This window comes from Terribacillus saccharophilus, from assembly GCF_000725365.1.
Lineage (GTDB): Bacteria > Bacillota > Bacilli > Bacillales > Amphibacillaceae > Terribacillus > Terribacillus saccharophilus.
This window is the reverse complement of record NZ_CP008876.1, coordinates 2,722,770-2,739,032: the sequence shown is the minus strand read 5'-3', so window position 1 is coordinate 2,739,032 and position 16,263 is coordinate 2,722,770. Positions and strand designations below refer to the sequence as shown.

Below are 16,263 nucleotides of genomic sequence, written 5' to 3'. Positions count from 1 at the left end.
GCAAAATCTTAATAAACGTCTTTAAATATAGGTTTCTTTGTAAAATGTTTGTAAGTTCATTGGTTTGCAGATACTTTCTGCCTGTCCCTTTCTGCCCGTGACTTATCACACGCTCTAATGCCGGTTATCAACCTAATCTCCTCTTTAGATTGATAGAATTCTTATATATAAGAAAAAGATTAGAATTTGCTTAGAGTATTCATATATGCTAATATACGCATATAAGCAAATAAGAGGAGCGACCATATATGAAGTACGATACACATTTGGAGCTGACAGAAGAGCGCTTGACGCATGTTTCGCAAATCTTTAAAGCCCTCGGCGATCCGACTAGAATCCGAATCCTGCATTTGCTGCTCGATAAGGAATACAGCGTAAATGAAATCGCAGAAAAGCTCGAACTGCATCAGTCGACTGTTTCTCATCAGCTGAGTTCAATGAAAAAAATCCGGCTCGTTAAATCGAGGCGGGAAGGCACGACGATTTATTATTCCCACGATGACAAGCACGTTATCGATTTACTGACAGAAGCTATCAACCACGCCTGCCACAACTAATTAACCGGAGGAATATGTATGGGACACGGACACGATCATGGACATGATCATCACCACCATCACGGACATAATGCGAATAAAAAAGCTTTACTGATTAGTTTTATTTTGACAGCTGGATTCATGGTTATTGAAGCAATAGGAGGCTTCCTGACAAACAGTCTTGCCTTGCTGTCAGATGCCGGCCATATGTTAAGTGACGCTGTATCTCTGGGCGTCGGTCTGTTTGCGTTTATACTTGGTGAGCGAGTAGCTAATTACAGTAAGACATACGGTTACAAGCGTTTTGAAATTTTGGCTGCTTTGTTCAATGGAGTGACGCTCATCCTTGTGTCCCTCTATATTTTCTATGAAGCAATCCAGCGTTTCCGCGAACCTGCAGAGATTGCTTCCGGGGGCATGCTGATTATTGCTGTCATCGGTTTCCTTGTTAATATTTTAGTTGCATGGATCCTGATGCGCGGTGATACAAGTGAGAACCTGAACGTACGTGCAGCCTTCCTCCATGTTATCGGCGATTTGCTCGGATCTGTCGGCGCTATCGCTGCTGCATTGCTCGTGCTACTGTTCGGCTGGAATTGGGCTGATCCAGTTGCAAGTGTCATTGTAGCTGCCCTAGTGATTATAAGTGGCTGGCGTGTAACAAAGGATGCCATCCATGTGCTGATGGAAGGAACACCGCGGAATGTCGAAATGTCTAAAATTATTGATTGTATCGAGAAAGCACCCGGCATCATCTCCATTCATGATCTGCATGTGTGGAGCATCACCAGTGGTCAGAACGCCCTTTCTTGCCACGCTGTAGTTGAAGGTGACTTGCTAATAGAGCAAAGCCAGGTTATGTTGCGGAAAATAGAGCATGATTTAGAGCATTTAGGAATCGGTCATGTGACTATCCAGATGGAAACAGCCGCCCATACGCATGAAGAATCACTTATGTGCCAGCATGATGCAGGCGCCCATACACATGTCCATGAACATTAAAAAGACGAGGATAATTATCCTCGTCTTTTTTGCGGAAGGAGCAAAACCTCTATCTAGTTACCAAATAAAAAATCTGCTAAACGTTTTCCAAATATCATGACTACTCCGGAACCAGCCCCAAGCAAAGAAATAATACTGATCAAGATGGCACCTTTAACACGCAGCTTTTCTTTTTTAAAAGTCGTATTGGATTGGATTTCCTGTATTTTTCTTTCCTGCTCATAGAGCTTTTCCATAAACTTATCCTGCGCATCCTTCTGCTTTTCCAAGGTGACTGCCATCTTACCAGTATGGCTCTCAATGTTTTCCAGCCACTTTCCCAAAGGAAGCAGCCTTTCATTGATGCTAACCAAATCTTCCTTGATACTGTCGATTTCCTGCTGGAAATCCCCCCGAAGCTTCAGCTGCATTTCCAAGAGCTCTGCACGCGAGATTTGTTCGCTGTTCTTTGCGGGTTCCAACCTCTTCTACCCCTCTCTGCGCGTCCTGCTCCTCCCTTATTTTCATTTTATGCATGTACTTTTCTGTCTGATTGTGTCCGCACATGTCGCACTAGACTGCCTTTTGTTCTGCACTTAGCTTTCTAATATCGAGCTGCGGGGTAATCACATATAGGACTGCTCCACTGGTACCCGGAATACCTCACCGATTGTTAGTACTGCCATCATGATGAACAACACCCAAATATGATTCGAAAAATAAATCAGACGTCGCTGATCTGGTGTACTGACATCAATCAGCATGGCATCATTAGCCGGCCCAGCCAACCCCCAGCAAATACTGTTCAGCATGATCATCGCATACGTTATCTCAGCTGATTCGAACCACGGTGAATTACTAACCATCATCATAAAAAACGCTACCAGCCGGAGTGTTTCAGCTAGCAGCATGATTTTGCGCCGTCCGAATAAATCACTAAAGTAACCGCCAAGTAAACTCATCCCGATTTCGAGGAATACATTGACCAACAGCAGCAGACCTGCCACTTTTGCTCCGAAATGCATCGCCAAGTAGATGGTCATAAATGGGGTCACCATACTTCCAATCAAGCTGGACACGAAGGATTCCACGAGCCTTATTTTTATATTTGGATGAAAATCCCTAAAACGCATCGTATTCTCCCCTTTTTCTATATTTTCTAATTATATAGAAATCTTACAGAAAATTCCATGAGGTATTAAAATAAAAAATGACCCCTGGCTTTAGCCTGAAGTCATTCCGAATGTGCTTGCAAAAAGTTGATCATATGATCAAAGCTGTATTGCGCTTCTTCCAAATATAATTTTCGCTGGTATTCATGTCCGGCAGCTGGATGAGAGGTGTCAAAGAACATCCTCTCTACTTCCACTCCAGAGTTTTCAAGTTCATCTGCCATTTCCACACTTTGCGGGTGCAGTTTATCAGACTCCCCGGATGAAATGAACGTAGGCGGATAATCCTTCGTAATCTGAAAGACTGGAGACATATCTCGCAGTCGCGGATCATGCGTATAATTTTTGTTTCCTGTATACGACCAAAGGAATGTTGTCATATTGTTGAAGCCCGTTTGCTGGGCATCTTCCAAGTTCAATACACCATTGTAAAGCAGTGTACCCCGGACTTGATCAGGCTGAAGTGCTGAATTCTCACCAATTATTGATTCCGTCGTTGGATTGGTAGCCATTGCGGCCACCATGCCGGCAAGATTTGCACCAGCCGATCCTCCGCCTACAAAAACTTGATCCGTATCACCGTGGTACCGGGGCGCTTCCCGCAACGCAAAACTGATAGCATCATTCAATTGATAAAGCTGTGTCGGAAAATTATATTCCGGTGCCAGTCCGTAATTTACGTTCACTACCAGGTAGCCTTTTGATGCAATCCACATCGTAAATGGATTTTGGGCTTCCTTGTCGCCCCCTATCCATCCGCCGCCATGGATATAAATGACGATTGGAAGCGTTCCTTCGGCGTCTTCAGGATAATAGAAGTCTAATTTTCCATCATAATTTTCGGTCGGATAAGCAATATCCTTCACAGCTACGACATTTTCCGGATCGGGTATATTCGGCTGTTTATCGCTTTGATCAATTGCCATGAATGCTCTAATCTCAGAAGAAAAGAGACTGCCGATGAGGAGCAGGATACCAATTGCCAAAATGACAACTCCTAGAATCCAAGCTCTTTTTCTCCGCAACATGCTATCTCTTTCCTCCCCTCTGTCCACTCATACGCTGTTTCATGCTATTAGCTTATAATAAATACGGTGTAATATCCAAGTCTTGCGTCTGTCCAAGTATTACCTCTGCTACCAGCTTTCCGGAAAATGGTGCAAGGTTAAGCCCAGCAGGACCAAATCCCGCAGCCAAATGAAGTCCAGCCACATCCTTCACTGGACCAAGAATTGGGTACGGATTCGGACCCGCAGGACGCAGACCGATGCGGAATTCTGTCACTTCCTCATCTGCAAGACCTGGCGCAACCTTCAATGCTTCCCGTAATACTTCCTGCATGCCGGCAGCTGTCTGCTTTGTATCATAACCAGATCCCACTTCTCTCGTAGCACCCGCCACAACCTTTCCGTCATCAAATCCGAGCAAATAGTGGCTGCTTTTCGGAAGAATGACAGGCCAGTTGCTTGTATCAGCATCCACATGCATATGCATGATCTGCCCTTTTTGCGGTTCCACCGGAAGTTTGATATTAACCGGCTCCAGCAGCTTGTTGATCCATGCTCCAGCAGCTGCTACAACAGTATCTGCTTCAATTGTTTCCTCGTTGACATGTACACCGGTGACCTTGTTTTCTTTATGAAGCAAGGTCGCATCTCCCTGCACATACCGAACACCGTGTTTTTCTCCTGCTTTCAGTAAAGCTTGAAGCAGCTGCCGACCATCGACCCGAGCAGCTCCTTCGAGAAAGAGGGCTGTCATATCTTCTCGCAATGGCGGAAATTTAACTCGTGCTTCTTCTGCGCTTAGTCTTTTGATTTCCCCGATTTCCGGCGTCTCAACCCGCTGTTTGTAAGCAAGTTTTTCCAGTTCGTCCAGCCGCTTCTTACTTGCACTCACATAAAGTGCTCCTACTTGCTTATAACTTACATTATCCTGACCATCTTCCTTCAGCATCTCAAGCAGCTCAGGATAATAGATAGCACCTGCTTTAGCTAAGTTGAAATAAGGTTTAATTCTTACACGCTTTGAAAGCCAAGGAGAAATGATACCTGCTCCAGCAGCGGTAGCCTGGCCTTTTGCTTTTGAATCAACTATCGTCACTTTGGCTCCTGATCTGGCCAAATGATAGGCTGTGCTGGCTCCGGCGATTCCGCCGCCTACAACGATAATATGCATAACGTTTCCCCCATTTTCTTTTTCCATCTATTATACACACATGCAGCATCTGTTTCAGTGTATACCTTTCATGCTAAACTAGTAATATAAACTCCAAGGAGATGAAGATAATGAAGCAAACTTTGATTGACCGTCTTTCTACATATGCAAAAGTTGATACACAATCCAATGAAGATATTGAAACAACTCCTTCCACCTCGGGACAGCTTGAACTCGCCAATATGCTTGTTAAAGAGCTGAAACAGATCGGAATGGATGAAGTCACAATCGACGAAAATGGCTATGTAATGGCAACACTTCCGGCTACAACAGACAAAGACGTACCAGTTATCGGGTTTATGGCACACGTCGATACAGCCACAGATTTCACTGGAAAAAATGTCAATCCCCAAGTGATCGAGAACTTTGACGGAAATGATATCACACTCAACGAAAAGCTAGATGTTGTACTGTCCGCAGCTGAATTTCCTGAATTGCCTGGCTACAAAGGACATACACTGATGACGACAGATGGCACGACACTTCTTGGAGCAGATAACAAAGCCGGTATTGCAGAAATCATGACTGCGATGGAATATTTGATCCAGCATCCTGAAATCAAGCATGGTAAAATCCGTGTTGCTTTCACACCTGATGAAGAAATCGGCCGCGGACCGCATAAATTTGATGTAGAAGCATTCGGTGCTACATACGCGTATACAATGGATGGCGGGCCTCTAGGCGAATTGGAGTATGAAAACTTCAATGGTGCACAGGCCAAAGTCACATTTAATGGTAATAACGTACATCCAGGAACAGCGAAAAACAAAATGGTAAACAGTATGAAGATTGCGATGGAATTCCACGCGAAGCTGCCAGAGGATGAAGCACCAGAATATACAGAAGGGCGCGAAGGTTTCTTCCATTTGCTCTCTATCCAAGGAGATGTTGAACTGACAAAGCTGCAGTATATCCTGCGTGATCATGATCGCGACAAATTCGAGGCAAAAAAAGCTTTGTTCGAAGAAATCACTGCAGAAATCAAAGCAGAATACGGCGAAAAGAGCATTCAGCTTGAAATGCATGATCAATATTACAACATGCGTGAGAAAATCGAGCCCGTTATGGAAATCGTTGATATTGCATCTGATGCGATGAAACGCCTGGACATAGAACCAGTGATTAAACCGATTCGTGGTGCGACAGATGGATCCCAAATTTCTTATAAAGGCTTGCCAACACCAAACGTCTTCACAGGTGGAGAAAACTATCATGGCAAGTTCGAATATATTAGCGTCGACAACATGGAAAAAGCAACAAAGGTTATCATTGAAATCGCAAAGCTATACGAAGAACAAGCAAAATAAACAAAGAGCCGGTATTTCCGGCTCCCCCTTTATTGACATTTTTTCATTTATTGCATATAATTATCTCGAATTCGAGATAAAAAGGAAGCGTGAAAGACTATGGCAACTGATAACGTAGGCTTATCATTGAAGCTATTCATTGTACTAACAAGGGCACTCCAGTCCATTAAGAAACGTGTCGAGGAAGATATTAAGAAGCAAGGAATTAATTTGACGGAATTCGCTGTGATGGAGCTGTTATTCCATAAAGGAGACCAGCCAATCCAGAAAATTGGCAGTAAAGTCCTGTTATCCAGCAGCAGCATCTCTTATGTAGTAGATCGTCTTGTCCAAAAAGAAATGATTAGAAGACGCCCATGTCCAGACGATCGTCGTATTACATTTGCGACTTTGACCGAAAAAGGACGTGCTTTCATGGAAGACTATTTTCCGAAGCATGAACAAGTTATCCACAACATTTTAGCAGGTCTTGACGATGATGAGAAAGCCCAAGTCATCGACCATATCAAAACATTAGGCTTGCATGCCGAGGGTACTTCGACTAACAAATAAAAGGAGGAACAAACATGATACACGTTTTCAAAGCTGCTAAACAAGCAGACAAACCGACACTTTTACTACTGCACGGTACTGGCGGAACGGAAAAGGATCTTTTGCCGCTAGCTGACATGATCGATCCTGACGCAGCCGTATTGAGTGTACGGGGAAATGTTTCTGAAAATGGCATGCCACGCTTCTTCAAGCGTCTTGCTGAAGGTGTTTTTGACGAAGAAGATTTGATTTTCCGCACAGAAGAACTGCGCAGCTTCCTGGATGAAGCAGCTGAGAAATACGAATTTAATCGAAACAATATTATCGCAATCGGTTATTCCAATGGTGCCAATATTGCAGCCAGCCTCCTCTATCATTATACTGATTCACTCAAAGGAGCAATTTTGCATCATCCTATGGTGCCAAGACGAAATATCATACTTGCCCAGCAGCAAGGAACACCTGTGTTCATTACCGCAGGAGATAACGATCCAATCTGCCCAAGATCCGAAGCAATAGAGCTTGAGCAAATGCTAAAGGAAACTGGTGCTGATGCTTCCATCCACTGGGAAAGTAATGGTCACAGTCTCACCCATACAGAGGTTCAAGCAGCTGCTGCATGGTATCGTAAACACTTTTAAGCATACGCCCTGGCGTATGCTTTTTTTTCTATGAAAAGAGCCTGCACTACCTAGCGCAGGCTCTTTCAGCATTACTCCATCCCGATCCAAACACTTTTCACTTCAGTATAGTTATCCAAAGCATACGATCCCATCTCCCTGCCGATACCGGATTGCTTGTATCCGCCGAAAGGAGATGCAGCATCGAACGCATTATAGCAGTTCACCCAAACTGTTCCGGCGCGGAGATGATTGGCAATATAATGCGCTTTTGTGACATCCTGCGTCCAAACGCCTGCTGCCAGCCCGTATTCACTGTTATTTGCCCGTCGGATAAGTTCATCGAGATCATCATATGGCATTGCCGAAATAACCGGCCCGAAGATTTCTTCTTTGGCGATTGTCATTTCATCACGCACATCAGCGAAAATCGTCGGCGAAACAAAATAACCTTGCTCCTGCGGCTTACTGCCTCCAGTGATGAGCTCTGCTCCTTCATTTCTGCCCTTCTCGATATAGCTCAGTACTCGTTCCTGCTGTTCCAAGGATACAAGTGGTCCGATTTCAGTATCTGCATGTATACCAGCACCCTGCTTGATCCTCTCTGCATGGGAGGCCATATCGGCGATCACATTATCGAATTGCTTTTTCTGGATAAAGACACGCGACCCAGCGCAGCAGACTTGTCCTTGATTAAACATAACCCCATTCAAAGTACCTGGAATTGCTTTTGTCAGATCCGCATCTGGCAGAACGATATTCGGCGACTTACCGCCCAGCTCCAGGGTCACACGCTTCAATGTCTGGGATGCGCTCGCCATGATTTGTTTCCCGACGCTTGTGGAGCCTGTGAATGCTATCTTATCAACCTGAGGATGATCGACAAGCGGCTGGCCTGCCGTTTCCCCGAATCCAGGTACGATATTAAGTACACCTGATGGGAATCCTGCTTCCTCTGCTAGTTCTGCTAAGTATAGAGCAGACAATGGCGTCTGCTCGGCAGGCTTCAGGACAACCGTACAACCCGTTGCAAGAGCTGCTCCAAGCTTCCACATCGCCATTAAGAGCGGGAAGTTCCATGGAATGATTTGCCCTACCACGCCAAGAGCTTCATGTCTCGTATAGTTGAAGTATGGGCCATTGACGGGAATCGTCTGTCCGACAATCTTAGTCGACCAGCCCGCATAATAGCGCATATGTTCAATCGCAAGCGGAATATCCGCATTGCTCGTTTCCCTGATCGGTTTCCCATTGTCCAATGTCTCGAGCTGGGCAAGTGCATCTGCATGTTCTTCCATCAAGTCAGCCAGCTTGTACATGATTCTGCTTCGTTCTGCTGCCGTCATCGTCGACCAAGGGCCTTCATCGAATGCAAGTCGCGCTGCCTTCACTGCACGGTCGATATCCTCTGCTCCTGCTTCATAAACAGTCGCGAGTACTTCGCCTGTTGCCGGGTTATACGAATCGAAAGTCTTCTCTGTCGCACTCGCCACGAACTCACCATTGATATACAGCTTCTTCGTCCCATTCAGAAAACGCTCCACTTTCTCGTGCATACCTGCTGCTAATTGACTCATAGAAATCCTCCTCAGATTGTATTCTAGTTTTGTCTAAGCGTCGTGATGCAAGATAACAGATTATAGGAAACCGCTTACAGTAGATATGGTAGCATCTAAACGTTATAGAAAGCAATTGATAGCACAGAGGAATAGTACGCTATATTTCGACATAGAATAAGCTCAGCCGACAGGCTGAGCTTTTATGTTGATCTCTTGCAGGAACTGCTTTACGACTTGCTCATATTCCTGCTTGTTATCTACTAGTGACATCGCATGGTCACCCTTTTCAAACAAATGCAATTGCTTGTACCCACTTTGCTTCTTCGCGTACAAATCCTTCGTCATCTGCACAGGGATATAGGAGTCTGGCAAGCTGCTGATAAAGAGAACCGGTTTCTCGATATTCGCAACAGAGTGGATAGGAGAAACATCCCGAAAACGGTAGCCATCCAATTTACGCACAATTAATTCTGCAGCTGGCAGAAAAACTTGCCGCGGCAGATGAAATTGGACTTTCAACCGATAGGCAACCTGTTCTGCAAAATCACTGTAAGGACAATCGGCGATATAGAAATCTGCCCCATCCTCTACCGTGCCTGCATAAAGCAGAGCAGTTGCTGCCCCCATTGATTCGCCGTGCACACCTAGCTTCAAATCGTAATCATATCTTTCCTTTGTCCATTGAATCACCCGGGCAAGATCATGTCTTTCCTGATAGCCATACGTAATACTTTTGCCATCGGAAAGTCCATGTCTTCTCTGATCGTACAATACGACGTTGAAGCCGAGTGCCAGGAATACATTCATGTATTTAATGCTATTATATTTGTTTACAGCTACTCCGTGCGAGATGACCATCACATGCCGGGAATCTGGATCTCCTACATAATGTGTGCCGTAAATCTTCCCTTCACCAGAAGGTACACTGAACTCTTCCTTACGCAGTGCATCATAAGCCGCTTTGTTGTAGCGCCCAGCCTCGACCTCCCGGCTGATCGTCTCTTCCTCCGTGAAGGCTTTCATTTGCCTCAGTTCCTTATTCACAAGCGTCGCAACAATCGCTGTGTACCCTCCAAGCAAACCGGCAACGGAAAGAAATAACCCTTTTCTCCCCATATCACTACCCCCTTTTTATATTCTATTTTACAATAAGTAAGACAATCATTGCTTTTCTAAACAAAATGAGTTAACTTATCAAGTGATAAGTTACTAAAGAGGGCAGGCACTATGGCTAGAAAAAAAGAAGTTTCCGCTGAACAGACCCAGCGCAATATTATCACGACAGCTGAACGGCTTTTCATGACACATGGTTACCGGGCGATTTCTACTCGGCGGATAGCAGATGAATGCGGGATTACCCAGCCAGCTTTATATCATCATTTCCCTAACAAGCAGGCTATTTATCTGGAAGTTGTTCGTTCCATCATGGTTCAGACAGAAGAAGCGATGACACACGTACTCCAGGATCACGCCGACAGCAAGAATCGTATTCGTCAAATAGCCTATTTTATGATTATGAACCATCAAGGTGACATGACACAGATGTTTCATGATTTGCAATACGAGATTGATGAAGAACATCGGAAAACGATTCAAGACTGGTGGCTGCGCAGTTACTTCAATCCTGTGATGCAGACTTTGACAGAAGGAATTGCCAAAGGTGACATCAAATCGATACCTACCGTTCCTCCGATGGAACTAACCTTTTTCGTCCTCGAGATGATGAAGTCCTTTCTGCCTCCATCCAAAGAGGATTATGAAGCTCGACGCGCGTTTGCAGACAAGAAATCAAAGATGCTTGTAGACATCCTTTTTGATGGCATCCAGAAAAAATAAAAGATTATGTGCATAATCTTTTATTTTTTGGGTATAACTTATCAGTTGATAAATTAATTAGGAGGAATCATTCATGCAAAAATTAGGCGCTTTTATAAGCGGCAAATCCGGGCGGTGGATTATCTTAGCTGCTTGGATTGTCCTGGCCCTCGTATTAAATTTAACCTTACCGCAAGCAAATTCACAGGAGGACGAACAAGCTGAAACGTTCCTCAATGACACGAACAGCGAGGAAGCTGCCCGAATTATTGAAGAAGAATTCTCTGATAACAGCGGTCTGCCCGCCTTGCTTACCTGGTATCAGGAGGATGGTCTAACTGATGAAGACTTGCAATCGATTCAGCAGTTCAGCGCTGATTTGCAGGAAGCTGACATTGAAGCAGCAACCGTAACACCATTTCAGGACATCCCTCTGCCTGCTTTAAAAGAACAGCTTTCTGATGATGGTACGACACTCGTCATGCCAATCCTATTTGATAACGGAACAGCGACTGATACAGTCGAAGCTGGTCTTAATAAAATCCAAGATACCGCAAATGATGCATTCACGCAGAACCCGTTTGAACAAGATTTGAATAGCGGTGATCTTCTTGTCCGAGCAACTGGACCTGCTGGTATTTCGGTAGATGCTGTCGGCCTCTTCTCTCAAGGAGACACGACTCTTCTGTTTGGAACCGTACTGATCGTACTTATCTTCTTACTCGTTATCTATCGATCTCCGATACTGGCACTCGTGCCGCTTATCGGTGTAGGTTTTGCTTATCTAGTTATCAGTCCTATACTTGGTGCATTAGGAAAAGCCGAATTGATTTCGTTCGATTCTCAAGGACTTGCAATTATGACCGTTCTGCTATTCGGGGCAGGTACTGATTACTGCTTGTTCCTAATCACTCGCTTCCGGGAAAATCTATGGGAAATAAAGAGCAAGAAAACAGCAATTGTCCGTTCCCTATCATCTGCTAGCGGTGCAATTGCAATGAGCGGACTGACTGTCATCGTTGCTATGCTAGTTTTGCTTGTTGCTGATTATGGATCGATCAACCGATTCGCTATTCCATTCGGTATCGCTATCTTTATCATGTTGCTTGCAAGTCTTACCCTCGTGCCGGCATTGCTTACAATCATCGGACGTGCATCCTTCTTCCCGTTCATTCCAAGAACAGAGGATATGCAGGAAGAACGCGCGAAAGAAAAAGGAAAGCCAGTTCGCACGAAAAAACCGCATAATAAAATTGGCAATAACGTGGGCAGACTAGTCATCCGTCATCCATGGAAGATAGCCATTGCTACACTCGTAGTACTTGGAATTCTTGCTGGAATTTCATCCCGCATTACGTACACGTATGATACACTGTCATCTTTCCCAGATGATATGCCGTCAAAAGAAGGCTTTGAAATACTGACAGACCACGTTAATGCAGGTGAGCTTGCACCTGTTTCTGTTATTACTGAGACAGATGATCCAGAAGCTGTCCGTGGCGCTCTTGAGGAGCTTCCATACGCAGCTACTGTAATGGAACCGGAGCAGTCAGAATCAAATGAACAGTTGATCCGCATCCAACTCGAACTGGATGAGAACCCGTACTCAAATGAAGCAATGGCCCACATTCCTGACATTAAAGAAACTGTATCGGATACAACCGGTAATGCTGATAGTGTTTGGATTGGTGGTCAGACATCAGAACAGTACGATACACAGCAAGTGACAAAGCATGATGAGAAGTGGATAATTCCAATCGTTATCGGCTTTATCACCCTGTTATTACTCACGTATCTGCGCTCTGTAACGGCAACAATCTACTTGGTCGCTACCGTTTTGCTCTCTTTCTTCAGTGCACTAGGGCTCGGATGGCTTATCTTACATTACGGATTCGGTGTTGAAGCAATTCAAGGCTTCATCCCGTTGTACGCTTTCGTGTTCATCGTTGCGCTTGGAGAAGACTATAATATTTTCATGATCTCAAGCATTTGGAAACGCAGTAAGACGATGCCGCTTAAAAAAGCTATCGCAGATGGGGTTGCCCATACCGGCGGTGTTATCACGTCTGCCGGGCTGATTCTGGCAGCAACATTTGCTGTATTGACGACACTGCCTATTCAAATACTTGTCCATTTCGGAACAATTACTGCGATTGGTGTATTGCTCGACACCTTCCTTGTCCGTCCTTTCCTTGTACCTGCAATTACTGCAATTCTTGGTAAATGGGCATTCTGGCCTTGGAAGAAGCGAATTCAGCAAACAGAAGAGAATGAACAAAAAGCACATGGCTAAACAAGCCGGGACAGCATAGCTGTCCCGCTTTCTGTTTTCTCCAAGCAAATCTTTTCCATACCACCATGCGAATTTGCTACAGTTAAGACAGACTTTTAAAAAGGAGCTGAGCAAGAAATGACAGAACGTGTACAATTAGGAAAATCCGGTTTGTTTGTAAACCCTATTGGAGTTGGTACGAATGCAGTCGGAGGCCATAACCTCTATCCGAATCTAGATGAGGAACAAGGCAAGGAGGTTGTCCGCCAAGCAATTGAAAATGGGATGAATTTCTTTGACACAGCTTATATTTACGGTCCGGAAAGATCTGAGGAGCTTGTTGGACAGGTTATCAAGGAAAGCGGAAAACGCGATGACATCGTAATCGCAACCAAAGCTGCTCACAAAATCATCAATGGAGAAACACTGATGGATAACTCTCCGCAATTCCTGAAGGATTCTGTGGATAGTGCATTGAAACGCCTGCAAACAGATTATATTGATTTGTTCTATATCCACTTCCCAGACGAAGATACACCAAAAGCGGAAGCTGTGGGTGCACTGAAGGAATTGAAGGATCAAGGCAAAATCAAAAGCATCGGGGTTTCGAACTTCTCAATCGAACAGCTGAAGGAAGCAAACGTTGATGGTTATGTAGATGTATTGCAGTCTGAATATAATCTGTTCAAACGCGGTGCAGAAAACGACCTTCTCCCGTATACAGCTGAAAACAATATTTCTTTCGTACCTTACTTCCCGCTTGCTTCTGGCTTGCTTGGCGGAAAATACGACGAAAATACGAAGTTTGATGATCTACGTGCGAATGATCCACTATTCCAAGGGGAAACATTCAAGCAAAATCTGAAAAAAGTAGATCAGCTGCGGGATATCGCTTCTCAAAAGAATGCAGAGGTTGCTCATGTCGTTCTCGCTTGGTATCTAACACGAGACAGCATTGATGCAATTATTCCTGGAGCAAAACGTCCGGATCAAGTACTAAATAACTTAAAAACCCTCGACGTGAAATTATCAGCAGAAGATATTGAAGCGATCGATAAGATTTTCAAGTAAGAAAAAAGCGGATGCGTAGGCATCCGCTTTTCCATTTATTATTGCTCAGATTGAACAAGGATCTTCACTTGGTTCTTCTCCTTGATCAAGCTTTCAAATCCTTCTTCTACCACTTCGTCCAGCTTAATTTTCTTAGTAACTAGCTTCTCAGCTGAGAAGTAGCCTTTTTCCATTAAGGAAAGGACTTGCGGGAAAACATCCCGATATCCAATGATACCTTTAATAGAACGTTCTTGAATAACTATATCATTTGGCATGATCTCAGCTGGTTTTTCCCAAATGCTGACGATCATTGTTTCGCCGCCGATATCAGTAGACTGGATCGCCTGCCGTAAGACGACTGGTACGCCTGTAACTTCAAAGGCAACCTCTACACCACCGTTAGTCAATCTTCTGATTTCCTCAACTGTATCATCCACCTTGCTTGGATCGACGACAATTGCTCCTAGTTCTTCTGCTTTTGCTTGTCTTTCTGGTGATAGTTCAACTGCATAAATTTCAGTTGCACCTGCTGCTTTCAAAGCTTCGATAACCAGCAATCCGATTGGGCCACAACCGAATACAGCTACCTTGTCCCCTGCTTTTACTTTGCTGGAACGTACCGCATACAACGCAACTGCAGAAGGCTCTACCAATGCGCCTTGCTCATAGCTTAAAGAATCCGGCAGCTTGAACAGAAGCTCTTCATCTACGGCAACATATTCGCTCAAACCGCCGCCACCGCCAGCAAGTCCAAGGAAGCCCATTTGCTTGTCCAAGTTATATGCACCCTGATGTCCATGCGTGGCAAAGATTGGTTCCACCACAACCCGGTCGCCAACCTGGTAATCTTTCACTTCTGGTCCTACTTCAACTACTTCACCAGAAAATTCATGTCCCATTGTCACTGGAGCCACTTCGCCAGTCAGTGGATGCGGATTATCAACCGGAATGAAAATTGGTCCACCGAGATATTCGTGTAAGTCACTTCCGCAGATACCGCACCATTTTACCTTCATTTTTACTTGATTCGGTTTGATGACAGGTTCATCAATATCTTCTAATCTAACATCTTTCTGATTATGCCAACGCAATGCTTTCATTTGTTCCATCCCCTTTTAGCAGCATTTCTTTCTACCTTTCTAGTATACTGCTGGAAAATGATATAATAAATTTCGGGTTATTTAACTTAAATAAACGTTTGCTTAACTAAACGAATGAGGGATAGACATGACTATCGAACAATTGAAATACATAGTAGCTATCGCACGATCAGGATCATTGAAAGCAGCTGCTGCAGAACAGCATGTAACACTCCCTGCACTGAGTCAGGCGCTGACCAACCTGGAACGAGAATTGAATATCAGCCTTTTCCGCCGTTCGCGTACAGGCACGACTCCAACTGAGGAAGGCAATAAGCTTATACAGCATGCTGAGGCGGTCTTAGAGAAACTGCAGGAATTCACTGAAGAAGCAGAGACATATACGGAATCATTGAATGGAGAACTGAAAATTGCAAGCTTTCCCGGACCGATGGAGATTTTGGTTGAGCTGTTCTCAAATTTCCGCAAGCTTCATCCAAATATTAAAGCTTCCCTATTTGAAAACACATCACAGCGCATCATGAGAAAAGTAGAGGCAGAAGCTGTCGATATCGGACTTGTCATTTATACAGAAAAGGAAGTCCAAAAATACCGTAATCTCGTCTTCAAAAAGCTACTTGATGGGCACATGGTGACAGCCGTCAATAACCAGCACCCTTTGGCTAAGGAAGAATTAGTCACCGAAGAGATGCTCCTTAAACAGCCGATTGTTCTTTATAATGACGCCTACATCCAGGCATTTATGCGTCAATTCAAATCGCTTCAATATGATATCCTGTTCACTACAAACAATGTACAGACTATACGCAATATGGTAGAAAATGAAACAGCTATCAATATCGGCTTTGATTACGCTTTTCGGACCGATGCAGAACTATCAAGAAGCAAAGACATCACACTGCTTCATTTTGCTCCGCCTTTCTTTCAGACCTACTCCTTCGGCTATGTGTATCACGGAAACAATACACTTTCCCGCGTAGCCAGAACATTTTTACGCGAATTGGAAGAAACTATCCTCGCTAAGGAAGAGTCACATGCTAAGTCGGATCCATCGTTGTACACGCATATAAAAAACACGCCTGTCATATGACAGGCGTGTT

The 16,263-nt window shown here is 44.4% G+C and carries 16 protein-coding genes; 9 read left to right on the top strand and 7 right to left on the bottom strand.

From position 1 onward, the window contains the following. Positions 1-248 precede the first annotated feature (248 nt). Positions 249-557, top strand: coding sequence for an ArsR/SmtB family transcription factor (locus GZ22_RS13720; protein WP_038563601.1), 309 nt, complete (start codon positions 249-251; stop codon positions 555-557). Positions 558-575: 18 nt separating this feature from the next. Next, positions 576-1,538 carry a cation diffusion facilitator family transporter gene (locus GZ22_RS13715; RefSeq protein ID WP_038563598.1) on the top strand — a complete coding sequence of 321 codons (963 nt, stop codon included), beginning with the start codon at positions 576-578 and terminating at the stop codon, positions 1,536-1,538. Between the two features lie 53 nt (positions 1,539-1,591). Here GZ22_RS13715 and GZ22_RS13710 read toward each other — a convergent pair whose 3' ends face one another. From GZ22_RS13710 to GZ22_RS13695, 4 genes are all read right to left on the bottom strand, one after another. Then, positions 1,592-1,999 carry a hypothetical protein gene (locus GZ22_RS13710; RefSeq protein ID WP_038563596.1) on the bottom strand — a complete coding sequence of 136 codons (408 nt, stop codon included), beginning with the start codon at positions 1,997-1,999 and terminating at the stop codon, positions 1,592-1,594. A gap of 144 nt (positions 2,000-2,143) precedes the next feature. Further along, positions 2,144-2,650, bottom strand: a complete 507-nt coding sequence (locus GZ22_RS13705; RefSeq protein ID WP_051748284.1) for an MFS transporter — start codon at positions 2,648-2,650, stop codon at positions 2,144-2,146. 101 nt (positions 2,651-2,751) lie between these two features. After that, complete coding sequence (locus GZ22_RS13700) at positions 2,752-3,717, bottom strand: alpha/beta hydrolase (protein ID WP_038563593.1); 966 nt, start codon at positions 3,715-3,717, stop codon at positions 2,752-2,754. Positions 3,718-3,769: 52 nt separating this feature from the next. Then, positions 3,770-4,867 (bottom strand): NAD(P)/FAD-dependent oxidoreductase, encoded by a 1,098-nt coding sequence (locus GZ22_RS13695; protein WP_038563590.1) that lies wholly within the window; start codon positions 4,865-4,867, stop codon positions 3,770-3,772. A 110-nt stretch (positions 4,868-4,977) separates the two neighbouring features. Between GZ22_RS13695 and pepT the strand changes: the two genes are divergently transcribed. From pepT to GZ22_RS13680, 3 genes are all read left to right on the top strand, one after another. Then, on the top strand, positions 4,978-6,213 hold the full coding sequence (pepT, locus tag GZ22_RS13690) for a peptidase T (RefSeq protein ID WP_038563587.1): 1,236 nt from the start codon (positions 4,978-4,980) through the stop codon (positions 6,211-6,213). A 99-nt stretch (positions 6,214-6,312) separates the two neighbouring features. Beyond that, positions 6,313-6,765, top strand: coding sequence for a MarR family winged helix-turn-helix transcriptional regulator (locus GZ22_RS13685; protein ID WP_038563584.1), 453 nt, complete (start codon positions 6,313-6,315; stop codon positions 6,763-6,765). Positions 6,766-6,779: 14 nt separating this feature from the next. Further along, entirely contained in the window at positions 6,780-7,385 is a 606-nt protein-coding gene (locus GZ22_RS13680; protein WP_038563581.1) for an alpha/beta hydrolase, read from the top strand. Between the two features lie 71 nt (positions 7,386-7,456). On the opposite strand, the gene GZ22_RS13675 is transcribed toward GZ22_RS13680, so the two are convergent. Continuing rightward, complete coding sequence (locus tag GZ22_RS13675) at positions 7,457-8,941, bottom strand: aldehyde dehydrogenase family protein (protein WP_038563577.1); 1,485 nt, start codon at positions 8,939-8,941, stop codon at positions 7,457-7,459. Between the two features lie 162 nt (positions 8,942-9,103). Further along, positions 9,104-10,039, bottom strand: a complete 936-nt coding sequence (locus GZ22_RS13670; protein ID WP_038563574.1) for an alpha/beta hydrolase — start codon at positions 10,037-10,039, stop codon at positions 9,104-9,106. Between the two features lie 111 nt (positions 10,040-10,150). On the opposite strand from GZ22_RS13670, the gene GZ22_RS19005 reads away from it, so the two are divergent. From GZ22_RS19005 to GZ22_RS13655, 3 genes are all read left to right on the top strand, one after another. After that, positions 10,151-10,759, top strand: a complete 609-nt coding sequence (locus GZ22_RS19005; protein WP_051748282.1) for a TetR/AcrR family transcriptional regulator — start codon at positions 10,151-10,153, stop codon at positions 10,757-10,759. A gap of 73 nt (positions 10,760-10,832) precedes the next feature. Continuing rightward, positions 10,833-13,031 carry an MMPL family transporter gene (locus tag GZ22_RS13660; protein WP_038563571.1) on the top strand — a complete coding sequence of 733 codons (2,199 nt, stop codon included), beginning with the start codon at positions 10,833-10,835 and terminating at the stop codon, positions 13,029-13,031. 117 nt (positions 13,032-13,148) lie between these two features. Continuing rightward, positions 13,149-14,081 (top strand): aldo/keto reductase, encoded by a 933-nt coding sequence (locus GZ22_RS13655; protein WP_038563568.1) that lies wholly within the window; start codon positions 13,149-13,151, stop codon positions 14,079-14,081. A gap of 38 nt (positions 14,082-14,119) precedes the next feature. On the opposite strand, the gene GZ22_RS13650 is transcribed toward GZ22_RS13655, so the two are convergent. Then, positions 14,120-15,163, bottom strand: a complete 1,044-nt coding sequence (locus GZ22_RS13650; protein WP_038563565.1) for a 2,3-butanediol dehydrogenase — start codon at positions 15,161-15,163, stop codon at positions 14,120-14,122. A gap of 127 nt (positions 15,164-15,290) precedes the next feature. On the opposite strand from GZ22_RS13650, the gene GZ22_RS13645 reads away from it, so the two are divergent. Continuing rightward, positions 15,291-16,253 (top strand): LysR family transcriptional regulator, encoded by a 963-nt coding sequence (locus tag GZ22_RS13645; RefSeq protein ID WP_051748280.1) that lies wholly within the window; start codon positions 15,291-15,293, stop codon positions 16,251-16,253. Positions 16,254-16,263: the final 10 nt, after the last annotated feature.